Here is an 18,541-nt window from a genome sequence, read left to right as displayed (position 1 = left end):
TTTTGTTTCCGCGGCCGCACGTGCGGCGCCATCGAGTCTTCCATGAGCACACCCATTCCACAACGCCGCGCACTGGTCACCGGCGGCAGCGGCGATCTTGGCGGTGCGATCTGCCGCCACCTGGCTGCGCAGGGCCGGCATGTGATCGTGCACGCCAACGGCAACCTGGCGCGTGCCGACGAGGTGGTTGCCGCGATCGTGGCCGATGGCGGGAGCGCACAGGCAGTGGCCTTCGATGTGGCCGACGCGCAGGCAAGTTCGGCGGCGCTGGAGAGCTTGCTGGAAGCTGGCCCGATCCAGATCGTGGTCAATAACGCGGGCATCCACGACGACGCGCCGATGGCAGGCATGAATGTCGAGCAGTGGCATCGCGTCATCGACGTGTCGCTGCACGGTTTTTTCAATGTCACCCAGCCGTTGCTGCTGCCGATGGCGCGCACGCGTTGGGGCCGCGTCGTCAGCGTGTCGTCGGTGGCGGCCGTGCTGGGTAATCGCGGGCAGACCAACTACGCCGCCGCCAAGGCCGCCTTGCACGGCGCCAGCAAGTCGCTCTCGCGCGAAATGGCCAGCCGCGGCATCGCGGTGAATGTGGTCGCGCCCGGCGTGATCGAAAGCGACATGGTCGGCGACAGTTTTGCGCCGGAGGCGATCAAGCAGTTGGTACCGGCCGGCCGCGTCGGCAAACCCGATGAAGTGGCCGCGCTGGTCGCCTTTCTGTGCTTGGACGTGGCCGGCTACATCAATGGCCAGGTGATTGGCGTCAATGGTGGGATGGGCTGAGAGCGGCTGGTCTGCGACGTTCGCTGCAGGGCCCTTGCCGGCCCACCGTCGCAGGACACGCTGCAAGTACGTCCTTGTAAGCTCTTACGCGGCATCCATGCCGCGTAAGGTCCCGCGCCGGCGAGCCGGCAAGGACCAGTCTGGATGATTGCGGTGTGCATGCTCACGAGCAACTGCTGGCTCGGCTTCCAGTCTCTTTTATTTTCATGACCCGATCGCGGTGGCGCATCATGCGAGGGCCAAGGAAGCGCAGGTCATGCCAACTTGCCGTGTAGCTGCTCTAAAGCTCACGCCGCGTCGGCGTACCAGGTCGCGGTAAGAATCGCCTCGCCGTTGGCGCCGGCAGTCAATGACTCCAGGCCGTAGTCGGGCAGGTCCGGGTAGCGTTGACGTGCCTGTTGCAGGATCTCGCGCGCCAGTACCGCCATCTGCGCGACATTGCCGTGGATGCGTGCGACAAACGCATCATCGTCGAGCGTGTCGTTCAAGGCGCCATTGAGTTCGTTGAACCAGCCGATCAGGTATTGGTCCAGCAGCCGTCCGCTGCCGGCCGCGATGCCCTGGGCGGCATTGCGCACGCCCCATGCATGCAGTACCTGCTGCATTGCCAGGTTCATGTCGCGCGCGTGCAGGAAGTCGTTCTTCATGCGCGAGAGCAGACTGAGATGGGCGATGCGCCCGCTGCAGAACAGCGGCGCCAGCAACGACCAATAATAGGTGTAATCCCAGATCACCTTGACCGGCATGACCTGCTCGTCGCCGAACAGCGCGTACTGATCCTGATACAGCGTCAGCGTGTTTTCGTAGAACGAGAAATACAGCTGCTGGTACAGCTCCACGTACGGGCTGAGCGACTTGCCGGCGCGGTCGCGGCCGATCAATTCGCAGATGTAGGTATTGGAGATGGCGATGAAGTCGCTGCCGGGCGAATAGAACGGGTCCAGGAATACTCCCGCTTCGCCGGTCAGTGCCCAGCGCTGCGACGAGAACACTTGCTTGCAGCCATAGGAGAAGTTGCGCAGGAACAGAAAGTCCTGCAGCCGGTAATCGGCCTGGTCGAGCGTGGCGGCCACCTGCGGCTGATGCGTGCGCAGCCAGGTCATCGCCTTCTCGTGGGTGTTCATGCTCTCCAGCGGATGCAGGTCCGCATCGCAGACGATGCCCAGCGAATGCGCACCCGAGGACAGTGGAATCAGCCAGAACCAGTAGCCCGGCCCGCACATGTGGTTGGTCGAACGCCAGCGGTCCGGCGGCGTGCAGCGTTGCAGCCAGCTGCTGTCCTGCGACCAGCCGTTGGGGTCGATCAGGCCTTCCACACGCCACCACACGGCATTGGCGTTGTGCGCGTTGTCCTGCGCCAGGCCGAGCTTGCGCTTGAGCAGGCCGGCGCGTCCGCTGGCATCCACCACCCAGCGCGCACCCAGCGTGCCCGGCGTGCCATCGCGTTCGAAGCGCACGGCGTGGTCGGTGTCGTCTTCGGACAGGTCCACGCCCTTGACGCTGCAGCTGTCGAAGAAGGCGATGCCCTGCGCACGCGCACGCTCGCCCAGAAAGTTTTCGAAGCGGCCGCGGTCGATCTGCCAGGACGGCGTGGGCAGGATCTTGCTCACGCCCAGTTCGGTGCAGCGGTCGATGTCGTGGCGTTGGTCGGAGAAGAAGAAGCGAAACCCGAACTTGCGGATCTGCTCGGACTCCAGATGCTCGCGCAGGCCCAGCACGTCGGCAAAATAATGTGCGCCGATTTCCACCGTGGATTCGCCGACCTTGAACGCGGCTTCGCGGACCGGATGCGCGCGCCGTTCCAGCACGGTGATGGCAAGCTCCGGATCGCGCTGCTTCAGTTGCAAGGCCAGGCTCAGGCCGGCCAGGCCACCCCCGGTGATCACGACATCGGCGCGCTGTGCATTCATGAGGAGTGATTGCTCTTGGTAACCGCAGGGACAGTAGCAAATTCGCCATCGGGATCGTCAACGATCACCGGGTTGGCGCGCACGCGGCGATATTCGCGCCACACATGGCCGTATGCCCACACCTGTTTGACCACGTGCGAGGTGATATTCCACAGGTCGCGAACCAGCCGGAAATGGCTCTTGCGGAAGGTGCCAGGCGAGGTACCGGCGTAGCGGGTTTCGATCGGCACGGCGACTACGCGCGCGCCGGCCTGGCGCGCGGCCGAAATCAGCAGCTGCGCTTCGAACACGAAGCCCTCGCCGGGCACGTTGGGCAGGGTGAACACCGAGGCCGGATACAACCGTTGGCCGCTTTGGCTGTCGATCAAGCGGAAGCCGCACCCCCAGGCAATGCCCCAGTCGCCGAAATCGTTGCCGATGCGGCGGATGGTGGGCTGGGTGGCGCGCTTGCGCATGCGCGCACCGACGATCACGCAGCCCGGGTGGCGGTTGGCGGCGGCCAGCAGGCGCGGGAAATCGGCCGCCTTGTGCTGGCCGTCGCCGTCCATGGTCATCACCGCGCGCATGCCAAGACGCTGTGCTTGCGCAAAGCCACTGCGCAGCGCCGCGCCCTTGCCCATGCGCTGCGGGTGACGGATCAGCGTCACCGGCATGCCGGCGATGCACTCGGCGGTGCCGTCGTCGGAGCCGTCGTCGATCACGATGACGTGAGAGCAATAGATCAGCGCGTCGGTGACCACTTCGCGGATGCGCAGCGCCTCGTTCAAGGCCGGCACCAGGATGGCGGTGTCCTCGCGGCTCAGCGGTTGCCGGCTCATTGCCGGACCTCCACGCGCAGCACCCGGCCCGGTGCGGCATACAGCGCCACGCTGCCGCCATTGCCGGCCAACAGGTCCAGCAGCGGCAGCATCGGCGCCATTGCATTGCCGGCGATGTGGCGCGACAGCGCGCCATCGCCGGGCGAGGGAGCGCCGTCGTCCAGATGTGCGTGCAGCTGCGGCTTGCCGGCCTGGCCGGGCGTGCCCAGCACCAATGCGCTACCCAGCAGCCCCAGGCTGGGGGCGACGCGCCCTAGCGGCCCGACCGAACGGGCGTCGTAGCTGGCCAGCAGCACGGCCTGCGCGCCGGCAGCGCGCTGCACCAGCGCTTCCAGCAGGCCCTGCGCGAAGCTACCCAGGCTGGCGCTCATCGCCGTGGCCGGGGTCATCGCGCCGGCGCCGATGGTCCAGTAGCCGGCTGCGGCGTTGTGTACCGAGTTGTGGAACTTCGTTGGCGAAATCGCCAACGGGTCGCTGGCCAGCGTGGTGCACATATAGTCGGAGATGGCCAGATCGCCGTAAGTAGAGGTAAAGATCGACGGCAGGCTGGCCGGATCGCGGCCGGCGGCGCCACAGGCGGCCAGCGCAGCTTCCAGCGACACGGCCACCGTGTCCGGCGCGCGGCGGCGCTCGTTGGCGGCCAGCAGCTGCGGCGCCGGGCGGGCGGGGGTGTCCTGCAGCGCGCCGCCGCGTGCGAAGGCGCTGGCAGCGTCCCAGTTGGGCAGACCCTGGGTCCAGAAGCCGATCCCTTCGATGGTCGCGGCCAGCATCAGCGGGCCCGCCCGAACAGCAGCGAACAGTTGTTGCCGCCAAAACCGAAAGAGTTGTTCATGGCGTAGTCGATGCGGGCATGGGCGTTGTCGAAGCGGATTTGCGGGCCACAGGCCGGGTCGGGGATATCGCTGTTGAGCGTGCCGGGCAGCACGTCGTCGCGCAGCGCGAGCAGTGCGATCACCGATTCGACGATGCCCGCCGCACCCAGGGTGTGGCCGGTCCAGGCCTTGGTCGAACTGGCGTGCAAGGTGCCGGGGAAGATCGCTGCCACTGCGGCGGCTTCCACGCTGTCGTTGGCCGGCGTGGCGGTGCCGTGCAGATTCAGATAGCCCACCGCGGCTGGCTCCAGACCGGCGCGGTCGAGCGCACCGCGCATCGCCAGCTGCGCGCCCAGCCCTTGCGGATGCGGGGCCGACATATGGTGCGCGTCGCTGGATTCGCCGTAGCCGTACAGCCAGAGCGTGGCATCCGGTGCGGCGGCCGGGCGTTCGAGCAGCGCAAAGCCGCCGGCCTCGCCCAGGCTCAGGCCGACCCGGCGTGCATCGAACGGCTGGCACATCTCCGGCGCCACCACCTGCAGCGAGTTGAAGCCGAACAGCACGCTGCCGCACAAGGTGTCCACGCCGCCGACCAGCGCCGCATCGATCACGCCGGCATCCATCAGCCGCGCCGCCTGGGCGAACACCTTGGCGCTGGACGAACAGGCCGTGGCCACGGTGACGCACGGGCCACGCAGGCCGGTGGCGTGCTGCACGAAATCGCCCAGCGAATGCGGGGTGTGCACGATCGGGCGATTCAGATCCTCGGGAAAGCGCGCACCGTCGGCGTCGTCGACCAGCCGCGTATACGCTTCTTCGCTGGCGCCGATGCTGGACGTGGAGGTGCCGATGATCACCGCCACGCGCTCGGCGCCGTAACGTTGCGCAGCGGCCTGCACGGCCTGCGCCATCCCGTCCTGCTGCAGGGCCTGCCAGGCCAGGCGGTTGTTGCGGCAATCCCACTCTTGCAGAGAATCGGGCAGTACAACGTCTTCAACGCCATCGACGCGGCCAACCCAGCAGGGCAGCAGCGGTTGCGGGCCGAAATCGTTGCGACGCAGGCCGCTGCGGCGAGCGGTCAACGCGGCGGCCTGGGCGGCGAGCCCGGCGCCGAGCGCGGTGGTGGAAGTGAACGCGGTGACGGCAACCGGGGCCATCTGGGACGAATGCTGCGCTTGGCTCACGATGGTCTGGCTGGCAAAAAGTGCGGCCAGTATATCGATGGCGCGCGTGGGTCCCGTGGACGGCGCAACTGAACGTCACAGTCATGTCGCTGACGCGGCTGGGATTTTTCGCACAGGCCGCGCTTTCGCCGTCGCCGCAATTGCGACACAATCGACGCGACACATCTCTCTTCCGAGCGCGACCACGCGCGCATGCACGCCTACGTCTATAAAAGCCAACGCAAGCAGGACACCTTCGTCTATCTCGCCACACGCGACGATTTCTCCGGTCTTCCTGCTGCCGTGCAGGCGCAGCTGGCGCCGTTTACGTTCGTGCTGGATGTGGCGTTGACACCCGAGCGCCGGCTGGCGCAGGCCGATGCGGCCACGGTGCGCGAGGCGCTGGGCAAGCACGGCTTCTATCTGCAATTGCCCAAAACCATCGTGCTCGCAGGCGAGTGCGACTATGACTGAACCTGTGCGTGGCGCACGGATGCGCGCCGCAGCGCTGGCCGGTGCGGCTGGCGTGGTGCTCTGCCTGCTCGGTGGCATTGGCGGTGCGGTTGCTGCGCTGAGCCTGTGGCTGGCGCAGCCGGCGTTCGCGCTGGCGGTGTCGTGGGCGCGTGGGACGCGCGCAGTGCCGGGCCAGCCGCGCGCGATCGCGCAGGCGCTGCCGCCGTTGCTGGCAATCTGGGGCGTGGGCCTGCTGGCACTGGCGGCGCTGATCAGCTGGCCGCTGACCGCCCTGCGCGACAGCGGCAGCCTGGCTGCCGCGCTGGCGCTGAGCGTGGCAGTCAGCGCAGCCTTGCTGGGGCTGTGGCGGACCTGGCCGTTGTGGGGCGAGGTGGAACGCGACGGTGGTGCGCTGGCGCCACGCTGGCAGGCGCTGGCTGCGCAGGAATTGCATGCCTGGCGCGGCCTGCTGGCGGCTGCACTGGTGCTGGCGATGTGCACCCTGGCCGTGGTGCTGGCCTGGCCGGGTTGGTTGTCCGGCGGCCTGCGTTGGGGCTTGGCGGTGGCCGCCTGCGTGCTGTTGCCGGTGGCCCATCTGCTGCTGCAACGCACCCCCGCACCCATGCGCAGCGATGCGCCACAGACGCGCCAGGCCGCCGATTTCTTTTCCGAAGCCGCCGCCGAACCGCGCCCGCTGGAACCGGTGGCCCAGCATCAGCTGGTGCCTGAACTCTTCGAGGCCGCGCGCAGTGGCCGGGTGGACCGCGCGCTGCAATTGCTCGAGGCCGGTGCCGACCCGCAGGCGCTGCCGCTGCCGGAATGGCGCGATCAACGCAGCCTGCCGGCGCTGGCGGCCGTACTGCCGGATCTGCGCCTGCTGCGTGAGTTGATCGTGCGCCGCGTCGACGTCAATCAACCGCATCGCGGCATGACCCCCTTGCTGGCCGCCACCCGCGACAGCTGGCACGGCCGCCCGGATGCGGTGATGACCTTGCTGGCCAACGGCGCCGATCCGCGCGCCAGCGACAACGACGGCAACACCCCCTTGCATCACGCCGTGCGCAGTTCCGACCCGGGCGTGGCCGCGCTGTTGCGCGATGCCGCCGCCGAGCTCGACGCGCTCAACAACGAAGGCCATTCGCCGTTGGCGATGGCCTGCCAGGTCGGCAACTGGCGGCTGGCCAAATTCCTGCTGGAGCGCGGCGCGCAGTCGGAGCCGGAGGGCGGCGCCCCGGTGCTGCTGGCGGCAGCCGGTACCGAAGAAGACGACCCGGCCGGCGTGCAGTTGCTGCTCAAGCACAAGGCGCGTGTGGATGCGCGCGACCGCCAGCGTCGCAGTGCGCTGCACGAAGCCGCGCTGGCCGGCCACGGCGACATCGTCGAGGCGCTGTTGTCGGCCGGGGCGAATCTGGAAGCACGCGATCTGCTGGGCCGTACGCCGTGGCTGGATGCCGCGCGCCAGGCACGGAGCGCCGTGCTCGAACGCCTGGTCGCGCGCAAGGCCGATGTGCTGGCCATCGATGGCGACGGCCGCAACGCATTGATGCTGGCCTGCGCCGCCGACAACGTCTCGCCGGCGCTGATCCGCCGCCTGCTGGACCTGCAGGTGCCTGCCGACAGCGTGGATGCGCATGGCCGTCGCGCGGTGGATGTGGCCGCCGAGGCCGGACGTTGGGCGATCGTGCAACTGCTCGATCCCGCTTACCCGTTGCCGGCCGCGGTCAGCGACGCGCAGGGCGACACGCCTGGCGCTGCCGTCCTGCCTGATCGCCCGCCGCTGGTGCTGCTGCGCGAAGGCCTGCAGCTCGGGCAGCGCGACGGCTTGGTCGCGCTGGCGCGGCTATGCGCCCCGGACGAACTGGGCGGCCTGCTGCACGACGCGCATCTGGCCTTGAACGCCGAGGCGGTCGACTGGCTGCTGCGCCACGGCGCCGACGCCGAAGTGCGCGACGCCTGCGGCGATGTCCCGATGTTTGCGCTGCTCTCGCGCGGCGTGGAGGCGGTACCGGCGCTGCAGGCGTTGCTGCGGCATGGCGTCTCGCCGGCAGGCGCCGGTGGCCTGACCCGGCTGCTGAGTGCCTGCGTGCAGCACGATGCGGCATCGCGCGGGCTGGAACAGTTCGCGCTGGAACTGCTCGAACGCGGCGCCGACCCCTTCGCTCCGTCGGCCGCCGGCGATCCGCCGTTGTCGCTGGCGGTGCGGCTGGGCTGGCTGCGTCTGCAGCACTGGTTGCTGGAACATGGCGTGGACCGCGAGGCGCGCGACAGCCACGGCATGACCGCCCTGCATCTGGCCACCGCACTGGGCCGCGACGCCTCGCTGAAACTGCTGGTCAAGCAGGGCGCCTCGCCGGAAGCGCGCGCTGCCGACGGGCAGACCCCACTGGGCGTGGCGCTGTCGATCGGCCGCCGCGATCTGGCCGACTGGCTGGATTGGCGCATCTGGTCGCTGCCGCGCCGCACGCTGCGCGAAGCGGATGTGCCGGCCGCTGCGATGACCGGCGATACCGATGCGGTGCGTCGCCTGATCGATCTCGGCCTCGCCGTCGACGCCGTCGACGCCCAAGGCTGCACCGCGCTGCTGCGTGCGGCCGGTGGTGGCCATCTTGGCGTGGTGACGCACCTGCTCGGCCGCGGCGCCGATCCGCAGCGCGCGGCCAATAGCGGCGCAACGCCGTTGTCGGCGGCGGTGAGCATGCGGCAGACCGAGATCGTGGCCGCACTGCTGCACGCCGGTGCGCAGATCGAGCACCGCCTGCCGGGCGGGGTCACCGTGCTGATGCTGGCCTGCGCGCTGGGCCTGCCGGACATCGTGGCGCGCCTGCTCACCGCCGCGGCCGACGTGCACGCCACCGACAATCAGGGGCTGGCGCCGCTGCATTGCGCGGCGTTGTACGGCTTTACCGCGCGCGACAAGAACCGCCTGCTGGCTCTGCTGGACACCTTGCTGCTGGCCGGCGCCGACCCGGACTACCTGGCCGGTGGCCGGGTCAGCCCGTTGCTGCTGTTGCTGGGCGCGCGTGCCGAACCGGGTACCTCCTGCGACGAGCAGGTGGTGCTGGCCGGCGTCGAACGCCTGCTCGACGAGGATGTCTCGCTGGACGTGGCCGACCAGCGCGGCTTCGGCCCGCTGCATCTGGCTGCACTGCACGGCCTGCCGCTGCTGGTGCAGCGCCTGTTGCGGGCCGGCGCCGATGCCGACCGCCGCGATGCGCTCAACCGCACCCCACGCGAGATCGCCATCATGCGCGGCTTCATCGATGTGGCCGGCCAATTCGAACCGGCGTTGCCGGGCGTCTCTTCGATGGCGCGCTTCCTGCGCGAAGGCCGCTGAGCCAGCGCGGCGGGTAACCGCTGCCGGTGCTGTTCGTGTGCAGCCGTAACCGCCTTCGCAGCCCCACCGCCGAGCGCGTGCTCGCCGACTGGCCCGGCGTGCAGGCGCAATCGGCCGGGCTGGCTGCAGATGCCGGCGTGCAGGTCACCCCGGAGTTGTTGCAGGAAGCGCAGGGGGTGCTGGTGATGGAACGCCGCCATCTGCAGTTGCTGCGTCAACGCTTCGCCGCGCACCTGCGCCATTGCCGGGTGATCTGTCTGCACATTCCCGACGACGATGCATACATGGATCCGTCCCTGGTACGCCGCCTGGAACACACGGTGCCACCGCTGCTGGGCCTACCGGCGCAGTCGTAACCTGATCCCGACACGGCCCATGCAAGACTGCGCGTTCTTTCGCCGGAAGGAAGCGCCCACCCAATGAGCGTGCGTATCGAGGATCACGCCATGCTGGGCAACTGCCACAGCGCGGCCCTGGTCGACCACCGCGGCACCATCGGCTGGCTGTGCCTGCCACGCTTCGATTCCGATGCGGTGTTCGCTGCGTTGCTGGGCGATCAACAACACGGGCAATGGGCGTTGTCGCCGGCCGCCGACTTCCGTACCGAGCGCGCCTACCAGGACGATAGTCTGGTGCTGTGCACGCGCATGATCACCGACAGCGGCACGGTGGAACTGATCGACTTCATGGTCGCCAGCGAAAACGGCGAAGTCCATCAGCATCTGGTGCGTATCGTGCGCTGCGTGCAGGGCAGCGTGCCCATGCACATGCGCCTGACCTTCCGCTTCAACTACGGCCGCACCGTGCCATGGGTGACGCGTATCGTCGATGGTATCCGCGCCATCGCCGGCCCCGATCAACTGGCATTGCGTTCGCCGCAGACGCTGCGCGGCCAGGACTTGGGCACCGAAACCGACTTCACCCTGCGCGAAGGGCAAAGCACCTGGTTCCTGCTCAGCCACGGCGCATCCCATCAAGCCACGCCGCCTTTGATCGACGCCGAACAGGCACTGCAACGCACCACCGCGTTCTGGCACGGCTGGGCGCGCCGCTGTACCGATGTCGGGCCATGGACCGAGCAGGTGCGCCGCTCGCTGGTGGTGCTGAAGGGGCTGAGTTATCTGCCCACCGGCGGCATCGTCGCCGCGCCCACTGCCTCGTTGCCGGAGCATCTGGGCGGCACCCGTAACTGGGACTATCGCTACTGCTGGCTGCGCGATTCGGTGTTCACGCTGATCGCGTTGCTGCAGGCCGGGTACCGCGACGAAGCGGCGGCATTTCGCGATTGGGTCCAACGCACCATTGCCGGTTCGCCGGATCAATTGCAGGCGCTGTACGGCATTGCCGGCGAACGCCGCTTGCAGGAATGGGAAGCGCACTGGTTGCCCGGCTATGAACATTCCGGCCCGGTGCGCATCGGCAACGGCGCGGTGGATCAGTTCCAGCTCGATGTGTATGGCGAGTTGATCGGTGCGTTTCATTACGCACGCGAAAAGGGCGTGGGCCTGCCGTCGGACGATGACGGTTCGTCTGCATCGCTGCTGGAAAAGATTCTGGAAACGCTGGAAACCCTCTGGCGCGAACCTGACGAAGGCATCTGGGAAATCCGCGACGAGCGCCGCCACTTCGTGCATTCCAAGGTGATGGCCTGGCTGGCCTTCGACTGCGGCGCGCGCGACGGCATCACCAACGCAGAGGCTGAAAAACGCGCGCACTGGGGCCGCATTGCCGAAGAAATCCGCGCGCAAGTGCTGGAAAAAGGCGTGCACCCGGACGGCCACTTCGTGCAGAGCTATGGCTCGGATCGGCTGGATGCCTCGCTGCTGCTGATTCCCATCGTGGGCTTTCTGCCGCCGGACGATCCGCGCATCGCCGCAACTGTCGATGCGATCGCGCGCGATCTGACCATCGACGGGTTGGTCGAGCGCTATCGCGCCGACGACAGCGCCGACGGCCTGCCGGCCGGCGAAGGCACCTTCCTGGCCTGCAGTTTCTGGCTGGTGGAAAATTATGCCTTGATCGGCCGCACCGACCAGGCGCGTGCGCTGCTCGAACGCCTGCTCGGGCTGTGCAACGACGTGGGCCTGCTCGCCGAAGAATACGACCCGCGCAGCAAACGCATGCTCGGCAACTTCCCGCAAGGGTATTCCCACGTGGCCCTGGTCAATGCGGCACTGCGCCTGCATGGACGCATGGGCGAAAAGGAAACGCATCCATGAGTGAGCAAGCAACCACACCGCCGTGCATCATCGTGGTGTTCGGCGCACGCGGCGATCTGACCAAGCGCCTGGTCATGCCGGCGCTGTACAACCTGCGCCGTTCCGGTGCGCTGGGCGATGATTTCGCCATTGTCGGCATGGACCATGGCGACATCAGCGAGCGTGCGTGGCGGACCAACATGGGGCAGTCGATGACGCAGCTGCTCAGCAGCCGCGATGCCGAATTCCAGACCGACGAATTCGACACCGCCACCTGGGACTGGCTGCGCGAACGCATGCATTACCTGCGCGGCGACTTCACCGATCAGGGAGCCTATCGATCGCTGGGCGGCGTGCTGGACAAGCTGCACAAGCGCTACGGCACGCAGGGCAATGTGCTGTTCTATCTGGCCACCGCCGCGCGCTTCTTCGAGCCGGTATTGCTCAACCTGGGCGAGGCTGGCCTGGTCAAGCAGCGCGAAGGCGAAGGCTGGCGCCGGGTCATCGTGGAAAAACCCTTCGGCCACGATCTGCCCAGCGCCCAGCACCTCAATGCCACGGTCGCCAAGGTGCTGCACGAGGATCAGGTGTTCCGCATCGATCATTTCCTGGGCAAGGAAACCGTGCAGAACATTCTCGCGTTCCGCTTCGCCAATGGCTTGTTCGAACCGGTGTGGAACCGCGACCGCATCGACCATGTGCAGATCACCGCGGCCGAAACCATCGGAGTGGAAGGGCGCGGACGGTTCTACGACCCCACCGGCTGCCTGAGCGACATGGTGCCGAACCATCTGTTCCAGCTGCTGGCGATGATTGCGATGGAGCCGCCAGCGGCCTTCACCACCGAGGCGATGCATCGCCGTCGCGCCGAAGTGATCGAAGCGGTGCGCCCGATCAAACCCGAAGACGTGGTGCGCGGGCAATACGCCTCCGGTGCGGTCAATCGCAATGCGGTGCCGGGTTATCGCGAAGAAGACACCGTGCCCGACGATTCGGACACCGAAACCTATGTGGCGATGAAGCTACAGGTGGACACCTGGCGCTGGGCCGGCGTGCCGTTCTACCTGCGCACCGGTAAGCGCCTGCGCGAACGCACGACCGAGATCGCCATTCGCTTCAAGCCGGCACCGCTGGCGCCCTTCCGCAGCACCGAGGTGGGCGGCTACGGCCCCGACTGGCTGGTGCTGCATATCCAGCCGGACGAGGGCATCTCGCTGCAGTTCGACGTCAAGCGCCCGGGCGCGCAGGTGGCACTGGCACCGGTGCGCATGGACTTCCGTTACCGCGACTGGTTCCCCAAGGAATACACGGTGGGCTACGAGCGCCTGCTGCAGGACTGCATGAACGGCGAAGCCGGCTTGTTCCAGGATGCGGCCATGGTGGAAGGCGCATGGCGCATCGTGCAACCGATCCTGGATGCATGGAAACAACCCCCAAGCGACTTCCCCAATTACGCCGCCGGCAGCGCCGGCCCTTCGGCTGCCGATGCACTACTGGCAATGAATGGCGGACACGCCTGGCGCGCACTCACCCCAGGGCGCAAGCCGCCACCGCGCCGTCCGCCGGAAGCGCGTGCTGGCGCTGCCGCGCCGATTAAGAAAACCACCGGCAAATCTGCCAAGAAGGCCGCCAAGGCGCCGGCCGAGAAGGTCACCAAGGCGCCAGCCAGACGCGCATCTGCGGCTTCAGCAAGACCATCGCAGGATGCGGCTACGTCGCCTAGCAGCGCGGCCAGGAAGGCCGTGAGCAAACGCGTAACCGGCAAGGTCGCAAAGACCGCCGGCAAAACCGCGGCAGGCAAGGGCGCAGCGAAGAAGTCGGCCAGCAAGACCGTGGCGCGCACGCCACGCCGCTGACCGAGGCGAGCGGCCTACAGCCGCCGCAGCGCCACGTAGGAGCGTGCCTGCGCGCGACGTGCTTTGCCGGTAACGCCCGGGGCGCGCGCAGGCACGCTCCCTACGAACAGCGCAGCGATTATGTGTGGTTGGTGGGGGCTCGCCATCCGCATCGGATTATGATTTTGAGGCAATCGAACGATCGCGTGCAGGTCGTCGCCGAGGCAACGACTGCGTCGTTACCGCTGACGACCGGTGCACCACATCCGCGTAGGAGCGTGCCCGCGCGCGACGGGACTCTGCCGGTAAACACCTGGTCGCGCGCAGGCGCGCTCCTACGGAAGAGCTCAACGTTCCCGCAGGGTGGGTGCAGGTTCCCCATCCACATCCGCCCTGACGTCGGCTTCGAACAGGTTCATCAGGTCGGCACGTGCATCGCGCGAGGTCTGGATGACCTTGGCTTCGTCGTCGTAGACCAGGTGCTGGCGGCGCAGCAGGTCTTCGTCGTGCTGGCGGAAGCGTTTGACGTGATCGTGTGCGAGGGCTTCGCCCAGGCCGAGCGAGGTGAGTACGCGCTCGCTCAGCTCCAGGCTGGAGGCGAATACCTCGCGGAACGGTTCTGCGCCCAGGTCTATCAATTTCCAGGCGTGTTGGCGGTTGCGTGCACGCGCCAGCACGGTGGCTTGCGGGTACAGGCGACGGATCAGTCGCACCGTCTTGATGTTGGTTTCCGGGTCGTCCACCGCGATCACGAACACCTTGATGCGCTCGGCACCGGCAGCGCGCAGCAGCTCGGGGCGGGTGGGATCGCCGTAATAGAGCTGGCTGCCGAACCGACGCAGGTCTTCCACCGTGTCGGGGTTGTGTTCCAGCGCCACGAACGGCACATGCCGTGCGGTGAGCAGGCGCGCGACCACCTGGCCGAAGCGGCCCATGCCGGCGACCAGCACCTTGGGGGTCTGCGCATCGATGGTGTCGAACGGGCGATCGGTCTTGGGTGCGCGCGCACGCAGCGGTCCGTTGAGGATGCGTTGCATGCCGAGCAGCAACAGCGGGGTCAATGCCATCGACACGCCGACGATGGCCACCAGCCGATCGTGATTGGCCGGTTCCAGCAGGCCCACGCGGTCGGCTTCGTTGAACACCACGAAGGCGAATTCGCCGCCCAGCCACAGCACGCTGCCCAGCATCAGGCTGCTGCGCAGCGGCAGCTTGGCCACGCTGCCGATGCCGACCAGCAGCGAGAACTTCACCACCAGCAATATCGCCACGCCGGCTGCGATCAACCACGGCTCGGCCACCACGCGGTGGAGATCGATCCCCATGCCCACCGAGATGAAGAACAGGCCCAGCAGCAAGCCTTCGAACGGTTCGATCTGCGATTCCAGTTCGTGGCGGAACTCCGAATCGGCCAGCAACACGCCGGCGATGAAGGCGCCCAGGCTGGCGCTCAGTCCGGCCTCCTGCATGATCCAGGCGGTGCCCAGCACCACCAGCAAGGCGCTGGCGGTGAACACTTCCGGCATGCGCGTACGCGCCACCACGTTGAACAGGTGACGCAACACAAAGCGCCCGCACACGATCACCAGCGCCAGGGCCGCCACCGCCTTGGCCACGTCCTGCCATTGGAGCGTTGCGTTCTTGCTGCCGCCGAGCAACGGGATGGCCGCCAGCAACGGGATCGCAATCAAATCCTGGAACAGCAAAATGGCAAACGCCAGCCGTCCGTAGTCGCTGCTCAGCGCCTTGCGTTCGGCCAGCAATTGCAGCCCCACCGCGGTGGATGAAAGCGCCAGCGCCACGCCGACGATCAACGCGCTCTTCCAGCCCAGCTGGGCTGCCATCAACAAACCGCCCAGGATCACCGCCGTCACCAGCACCTGGGTGGCGCCAGCGCCGAACACCGAATGGCGCATCACCTTCAGACGCGCCGGCGACAGTTCCAGCCCGATCACGAACAGCAGCATCACCACGCCGATCTCGGCCGCGCCGGTGATGCGTTCGGCATCCTGCACGACACCCGCGCCATCGGGCCCGAGCACCACGCCGGCGACCAGGTAGGCCAACACCGCGCCCAGGCCGAAGCGCTTGAACACCGGCACTGCCACGATGGCGGCCAGCATCAGCACCAAGGCCAGTTCCAGACCACCGCTATGCATGCGTACTCTCCATTGAGGCATGCATTATGCCGCGCAGGTCCGTTGGCCTGCGCGCACGCGTGTGCCATCTGCACGGCGGCGATGCGCGGCTGCGCGATGCGGCCCGGCACCTATCTGCGGCTGTGCGCGCGGATCAGTCCGGCACCGCCCGCGCCCGCACGGTCGGTGCGCAGGCGGTGCGTGACACGCCGCGCACGGTCGACACACCGCGCGAGCAATCAGTGGCTTTTAAGCAGAAAACGCCGGTCCAGCGGCTGCAGTGGGCGTGCATTGAACGGGTACACGCGTTCGAATGCGTTGATCTGCGCCTCCGAGACCTGCACCGGCTGGCTGAGCACCACCCAGTCCACCGTTTCGCTGCACGGCGGCGTGGTCAGCGAGCCTTCGTAGCGATAGAAGCTGCGTTGATTGCTCGGCGGAAGAAACGCCTCGGCGCTCACCGTCGCGTTGGCGACCTGCCGGGTCTGATCCTTGTCCTTGGGCATGGCGTCGAGCACCCGCTGGAAGGCCGTGTTGGCCTTGCCGGTTTCGAAGAAGATCGCCAGCACACCCAGCGTTCCGTCCGGGCCCTGATGCACCAGGTGCGCTTCCATCGGGAAACGACGGCCGTTCAACAGATGCTCGCTGGGGTGATGGAAGTGCAGTTGCAAGGCTTGATACTGCTTGCCGCCGGTCGCCATGCTGCCGCCATCGTGCAGATCCAGCTGGATGGAATGGCCGGTGTTGCGCACGACCAGCGGCACGGCGCTGTAGCTCAGCAGCAGCGTGCCCAGGTTGGCGTCGATGGCGCCTTTCAGATCGATGGGGCTGTTTTGCTGGCCATTGCCGCACAGCGCATTTTCCTTGGCCAGCTCGGCCCAATGCTCGGCACCTTCCGGACCGGTGTAGCCCCATTCGTGTCCGGTGTGCGGCGCGGTCTCGTCGCCTCCACCGGCTCGCTTTCGGGCAGTGCGGTTTGCGCCATGCCCACCGCGCCCCAGCCGGCGGCGATGCACAGGCACAGCGGGCTGATGCGACGTGACAGAAGCGACCTGGAAGCGGGCATGCACAAACTCCGGAAGAAAAAACGCACTGCGTGGATGCGATGGCCGATGCCATGGCGGAAAAGCAACGCGCCAGGCGTTGCGGGAAGCGGACTGTAGCAATGACGTGTGACTCTCAGCACGGCGCGGCGACAGGCGGTTGCGCGGCGCTGTCGCGGCGGCCAGCGGCGCCACGGCAACGGTGCATCGGCATCCGCCAAAACGCTGGCCCGGCAGGCGCTGGGCTTCGCCACGCATGTATCCCGGGCCTGGCCGCAACGTTGCGCACCCCCGAGCGCCGGCACGCCCCACATCGCGCCGCGCGGCTTGCGTTGGCGTCAGCCAAGCCGGCGCCACGCGGCACCCGCTGCGCACCGCTGGCCACCAACGCATCTCATCGCAATGTGCATAACACGCTCTAAGCGGCCTGCGCGCAGGGCATTGACCAAGCCGACTCAGGCGCGCAGACTGCGCCGCGCCATCGCCCGGATCACCGGTCGGTACGCACCTTTGGAGCCCTTACCCATGTCCAGCGACAGTCACCCTAGACCCGGGTCGATGACCCAGCTGGCGCGCGCCTGAGGCCCAGGTTCGCCTGCTGTCATCGACGACGGTCGTCACCAGGCGAACCACCATGTACGACGAAATCCTGCGCCTTGCCGAAGGCGCCGATGCACTGACCGCACCCCTGGCCGAGCTCAACACGGCCGATGCGGTGGAATATCTCAACACCCTCGATCGCGACGAAGCGGCGCAGGTGCTGGCCGCGTTGCCTTTGCTGCGTGCGGTGAAATTGCTCGAACAGCCGGAGCTGCGCGATGCCAGCACGCTGGTGGCGTCGCTGCCGGCCGAGCAGGCCGCCTCGCTGCTCGGGCAGATGGCCGACGACCGCGCCACCGACATCTTCCATGGCCTGGATGCCGAACAGCGCCAGCCGCTGCTGTGGCTGCTCAGTGCCGAGGCGCGGCTGTCGATCCAGGCGCTGATGCGCTATCCGCCCAACACCGCCGGCGCGCTGATGACCACCGAGTTCGTGGCCGTGCCGTCGGACTGGACGGTGGGGCGCACCCTGCAGCACATCCGCGAGGTGGAGCGCAGCCGCGAGACCGTCTACGCGATTTACCTGCTCGACCCGCACACCCGCGTGCTGCAGCAGGTGGTGACCATGCGCCGCCTGATCACCGGCGCGCCGGAGGCGCCGATCCTGGACGTGGCGCAGGTCAATCCCCCGGTCACCGTGGACCCGGCACTGGACCAGGAAGAAGTGGCGCGGCTGATCCGTCGCCACGACCTGCTGGCGATCCCGGTGGTGGATGCGCGCGGCCACGTGCTCGGCATCGTCACCGTGGACGATGTGCTCGACGCGCTCATCGCCGAATCCACCGAAGACGTGCACAAGTTCGGCGGCATGGAAGCGCTGGACAAGCCGTACATGCAGATTGGCTTCGGCCAGATGATCAAGAAGCGCGCCGGCTGGTTGAGCGTGCTGTTTCTGGGCGAAATGCTCACCGCCAGCGCGATGCAGCACTTCGAGGACGAGCTGTCCAAGGCGGTGGTGCTGACCTTGTTCATCCCGCTGATCATGAGCTCGGGCGGCAACTCCGGCTCGCAGGCCACCTCGCTGCTGATCCGCTCGCTGGCGCTGCGCGAAATCCGCCTGCGCGATTGGTGGAAAGTGGCGCTGCGCGAACTGCCCACCGGCCTGACCCTGGGCGCGATCCTGGGCGTGCTGGCGATCGTGCGCATCACCATCTGGCAGACCGCCGGCCTGTACGACTATGGCCCGCACTGGCAGATGGTGGCGCTGACCATCGGCGCGGCGCTGATCGGCATCGTCACCTTCGGTTCGCTGTCCGGCTCGATGCTGCCGTTCGTGCTGCAACGCTTCGGATTCGACCCGGCCAGCGCCTCGGCGCCGTTCGTCGCCACGCTGGTGGATGTCACCGGCCTGGTGATTTATTTCAGCATCGCCGCGCTGATCTTGAGCGGCACATTGTTGTAGAGGCATCGCGACCGGGTAATCACGGATGCATGCATGTGCGCATGCATCCGTCACC

12 protein-coding genes and 1 pseudogene are annotated in these 18,541 nt (G+C 67.5%); 7 read left to right on the top strand and 6 right to left on the bottom strand.

Translation table 11 applies throughout. The features are described 5' to 3' along the window. Positions 1 to 42 precede the first annotated feature (42 nt). Positions 43 to 780 carry a 3-oxoacyl-ACP reductase FabG gene (gene fabG, locus EO156_RS07230; RefSeq protein ID WP_016850215.1) on the top strand — a complete coding sequence of 246 codons (738 nt, stop codon included), beginning with the start codon at positions 43 to 45 and terminating at the stop codon, positions 778 to 780. Between the two features lie 287 nt (positions 781 to 1,067). On the opposite strand, the gene EO156_RS07225 is transcribed toward fabG, so the two are convergent. From EO156_RS07225 to EO156_RS07210, 4 genes are read right to left on the bottom strand one after another with little or no spacing between them, the layout of a single operon-like run. After that, complete coding sequence (locus tag EO156_RS07225; RefSeq protein WP_016850214.1) at positions 1,068 to 2,690, bottom strand: NAD(P)/FAD-dependent oxidoreductase; 1,623 nt, start codon at positions 2,688 to 2,690, stop codon at positions 1,068 to 1,070. Next, on the bottom strand, positions 2,687 to 3,508 hold the full coding sequence (locus EO156_RS07220) for a glycosyltransferase family 2 protein (RefSeq protein ID WP_016850213.1): 822 nt from the start codon (positions 3,506 to 3,508) through the stop codon (positions 2,687 to 2,689). Before EO156_RS07220 ends, EO156_RS07225 begins: the two co-directional genes overlap by 4 nt. Next, positions 3,505 to 4,278, bottom strand: coding sequence for a beta-ketoacyl synthase chain length factor (locus EO156_RS07215; protein WP_029829611.1), 774 nt, complete (start codon positions 4,276 to 4,278; stop codon positions 3,505 to 3,507). Before EO156_RS07215 ends, EO156_RS07220 begins: the two co-directional genes overlap by 4 nt. After that, a complete protein-coding gene (locus EO156_RS07210) occupies positions 4,278 to 5,477 on the bottom strand; it encodes a beta-ketoacyl-[acyl-carrier-protein] synthase family protein (protein ID WP_016850593.1) in 1,200 nt (399 codons plus the stop codon). Before EO156_RS07210 ends, EO156_RS07215 begins: the two co-directional genes overlap by 1 nt. A 219-nt stretch (positions 5,478 to 5,696) precedes the next feature. On the opposite strand from EO156_RS07210, the gene EO156_RS07205 reads away from it, so the two are divergent. The 5 genes from EO156_RS07205 to zwf all read left to right on the top strand — a co-directional run bounded on the left by EO156_RS07205 (position 5,697) and on the right by zwf (position 13,324). Then, positions 5,697 to 5,957, top strand: coding sequence for a YcgL domain-containing protein (locus EO156_RS07205; RefSeq protein ID WP_003487326.1), 261 nt, complete (start codon positions 5,697 to 5,699; stop codon positions 5,955 to 5,957). Continuing rightward, complete coding sequence (locus EO156_RS07200; protein ID WP_029829610.1) at positions 5,950 to 9,270, top strand: ankyrin repeat domain-containing protein; 3,321 nt, start codon at positions 5,950 to 5,952, stop codon at positions 9,268 to 9,270. Before EO156_RS07205 ends, EO156_RS07200 begins: the two co-directional genes overlap by 8 nt. A gap of 26 nt (positions 9,271 to 9,296) precedes the next feature. Next, positions 9,297 to 9,626 (top strand): low molecular weight phosphotyrosine protein phosphatase, encoded by a 330-nt coding sequence (locus EO156_RS07195; protein WP_016849361.1) that lies wholly within the window; start codon positions 9,297 to 9,299, stop codon positions 9,624 to 9,626. Positions 9,627 to 9,689: 63 nt separating this feature from the next. Next, positions 9,690 to 11,489: a glycoside hydrolase family 15 protein gene (locus EO156_RS07190; RefSeq protein WP_016849360.1), complete on the top strand. Its 1,800-nt coding sequence runs from the start codon at positions 9,690 to 9,692 to the stop codon at positions 11,487 to 11,489. Further along, positions 11,486 to 13,324: a glucose-6-phosphate dehydrogenase gene (gene zwf, locus EO156_RS07185; RefSeq protein WP_016849359.1), complete on the top strand. Its 1,839-nt coding sequence runs from the start codon at positions 11,486 to 11,488 to the stop codon at positions 13,322 to 13,324. The genes EO156_RS07190 and zwf overlap by 4 nt, the downstream gene beginning before the upstream one ends. A gap of 326 nt (positions 13,325 to 13,650) precedes the next feature. Here the strand turns inward: zwf and EO156_RS07180 are convergent, their stop codons facing one another. Together EO156_RS07180 and EO156_RS07175 are read right to left on the bottom strand one after the other, a co-directional pair. Next, positions 13,651 to 15,462, bottom strand: a complete 1,812-nt coding sequence (locus tag EO156_RS07180; protein ID WP_016849358.1) for a monovalent cation:proton antiporter-2 (CPA2) family protein — start codon at positions 15,460 to 15,462, stop codon at positions 13,651 to 13,653. A 218-nt stretch (positions 15,463 to 15,680) separates the two neighbouring features. Then, positions 15,681 to 16,507: pseudogene (locus EO156_RS07175) on the bottom strand (carbonic anhydrase family protein). Between the two features lie 611 nt (positions 16,508 to 17,118). Between EO156_RS07175 and mgtE the strand changes: the two are divergent. Further along, positions 17,119 to 18,486, top strand: a complete 1,368-nt coding sequence (gene mgtE / locus EO156_RS07165; protein WP_005914809.1) for a magnesium transporter — start codon at positions 17,119 to 17,121, stop codon at positions 18,484 to 18,486. Positions 18,487 to 18,541: the final 55 nt, after the last annotated feature.

The organism is Xanthomonas sp. DAR33341, assembly GCF_003992815.1.
GTDB classification, from domain to species: Bacteria; Pseudomonadota; Gammaproteobacteria; order Xanthomonadales; family Xanthomonadaceae; genus Xanthomonas; species Xanthomonas cissicola.
Note: the sequence above shows the minus strand (reverse complement) of the source record. Positions and strands in the feature narration are given on the sequence as shown.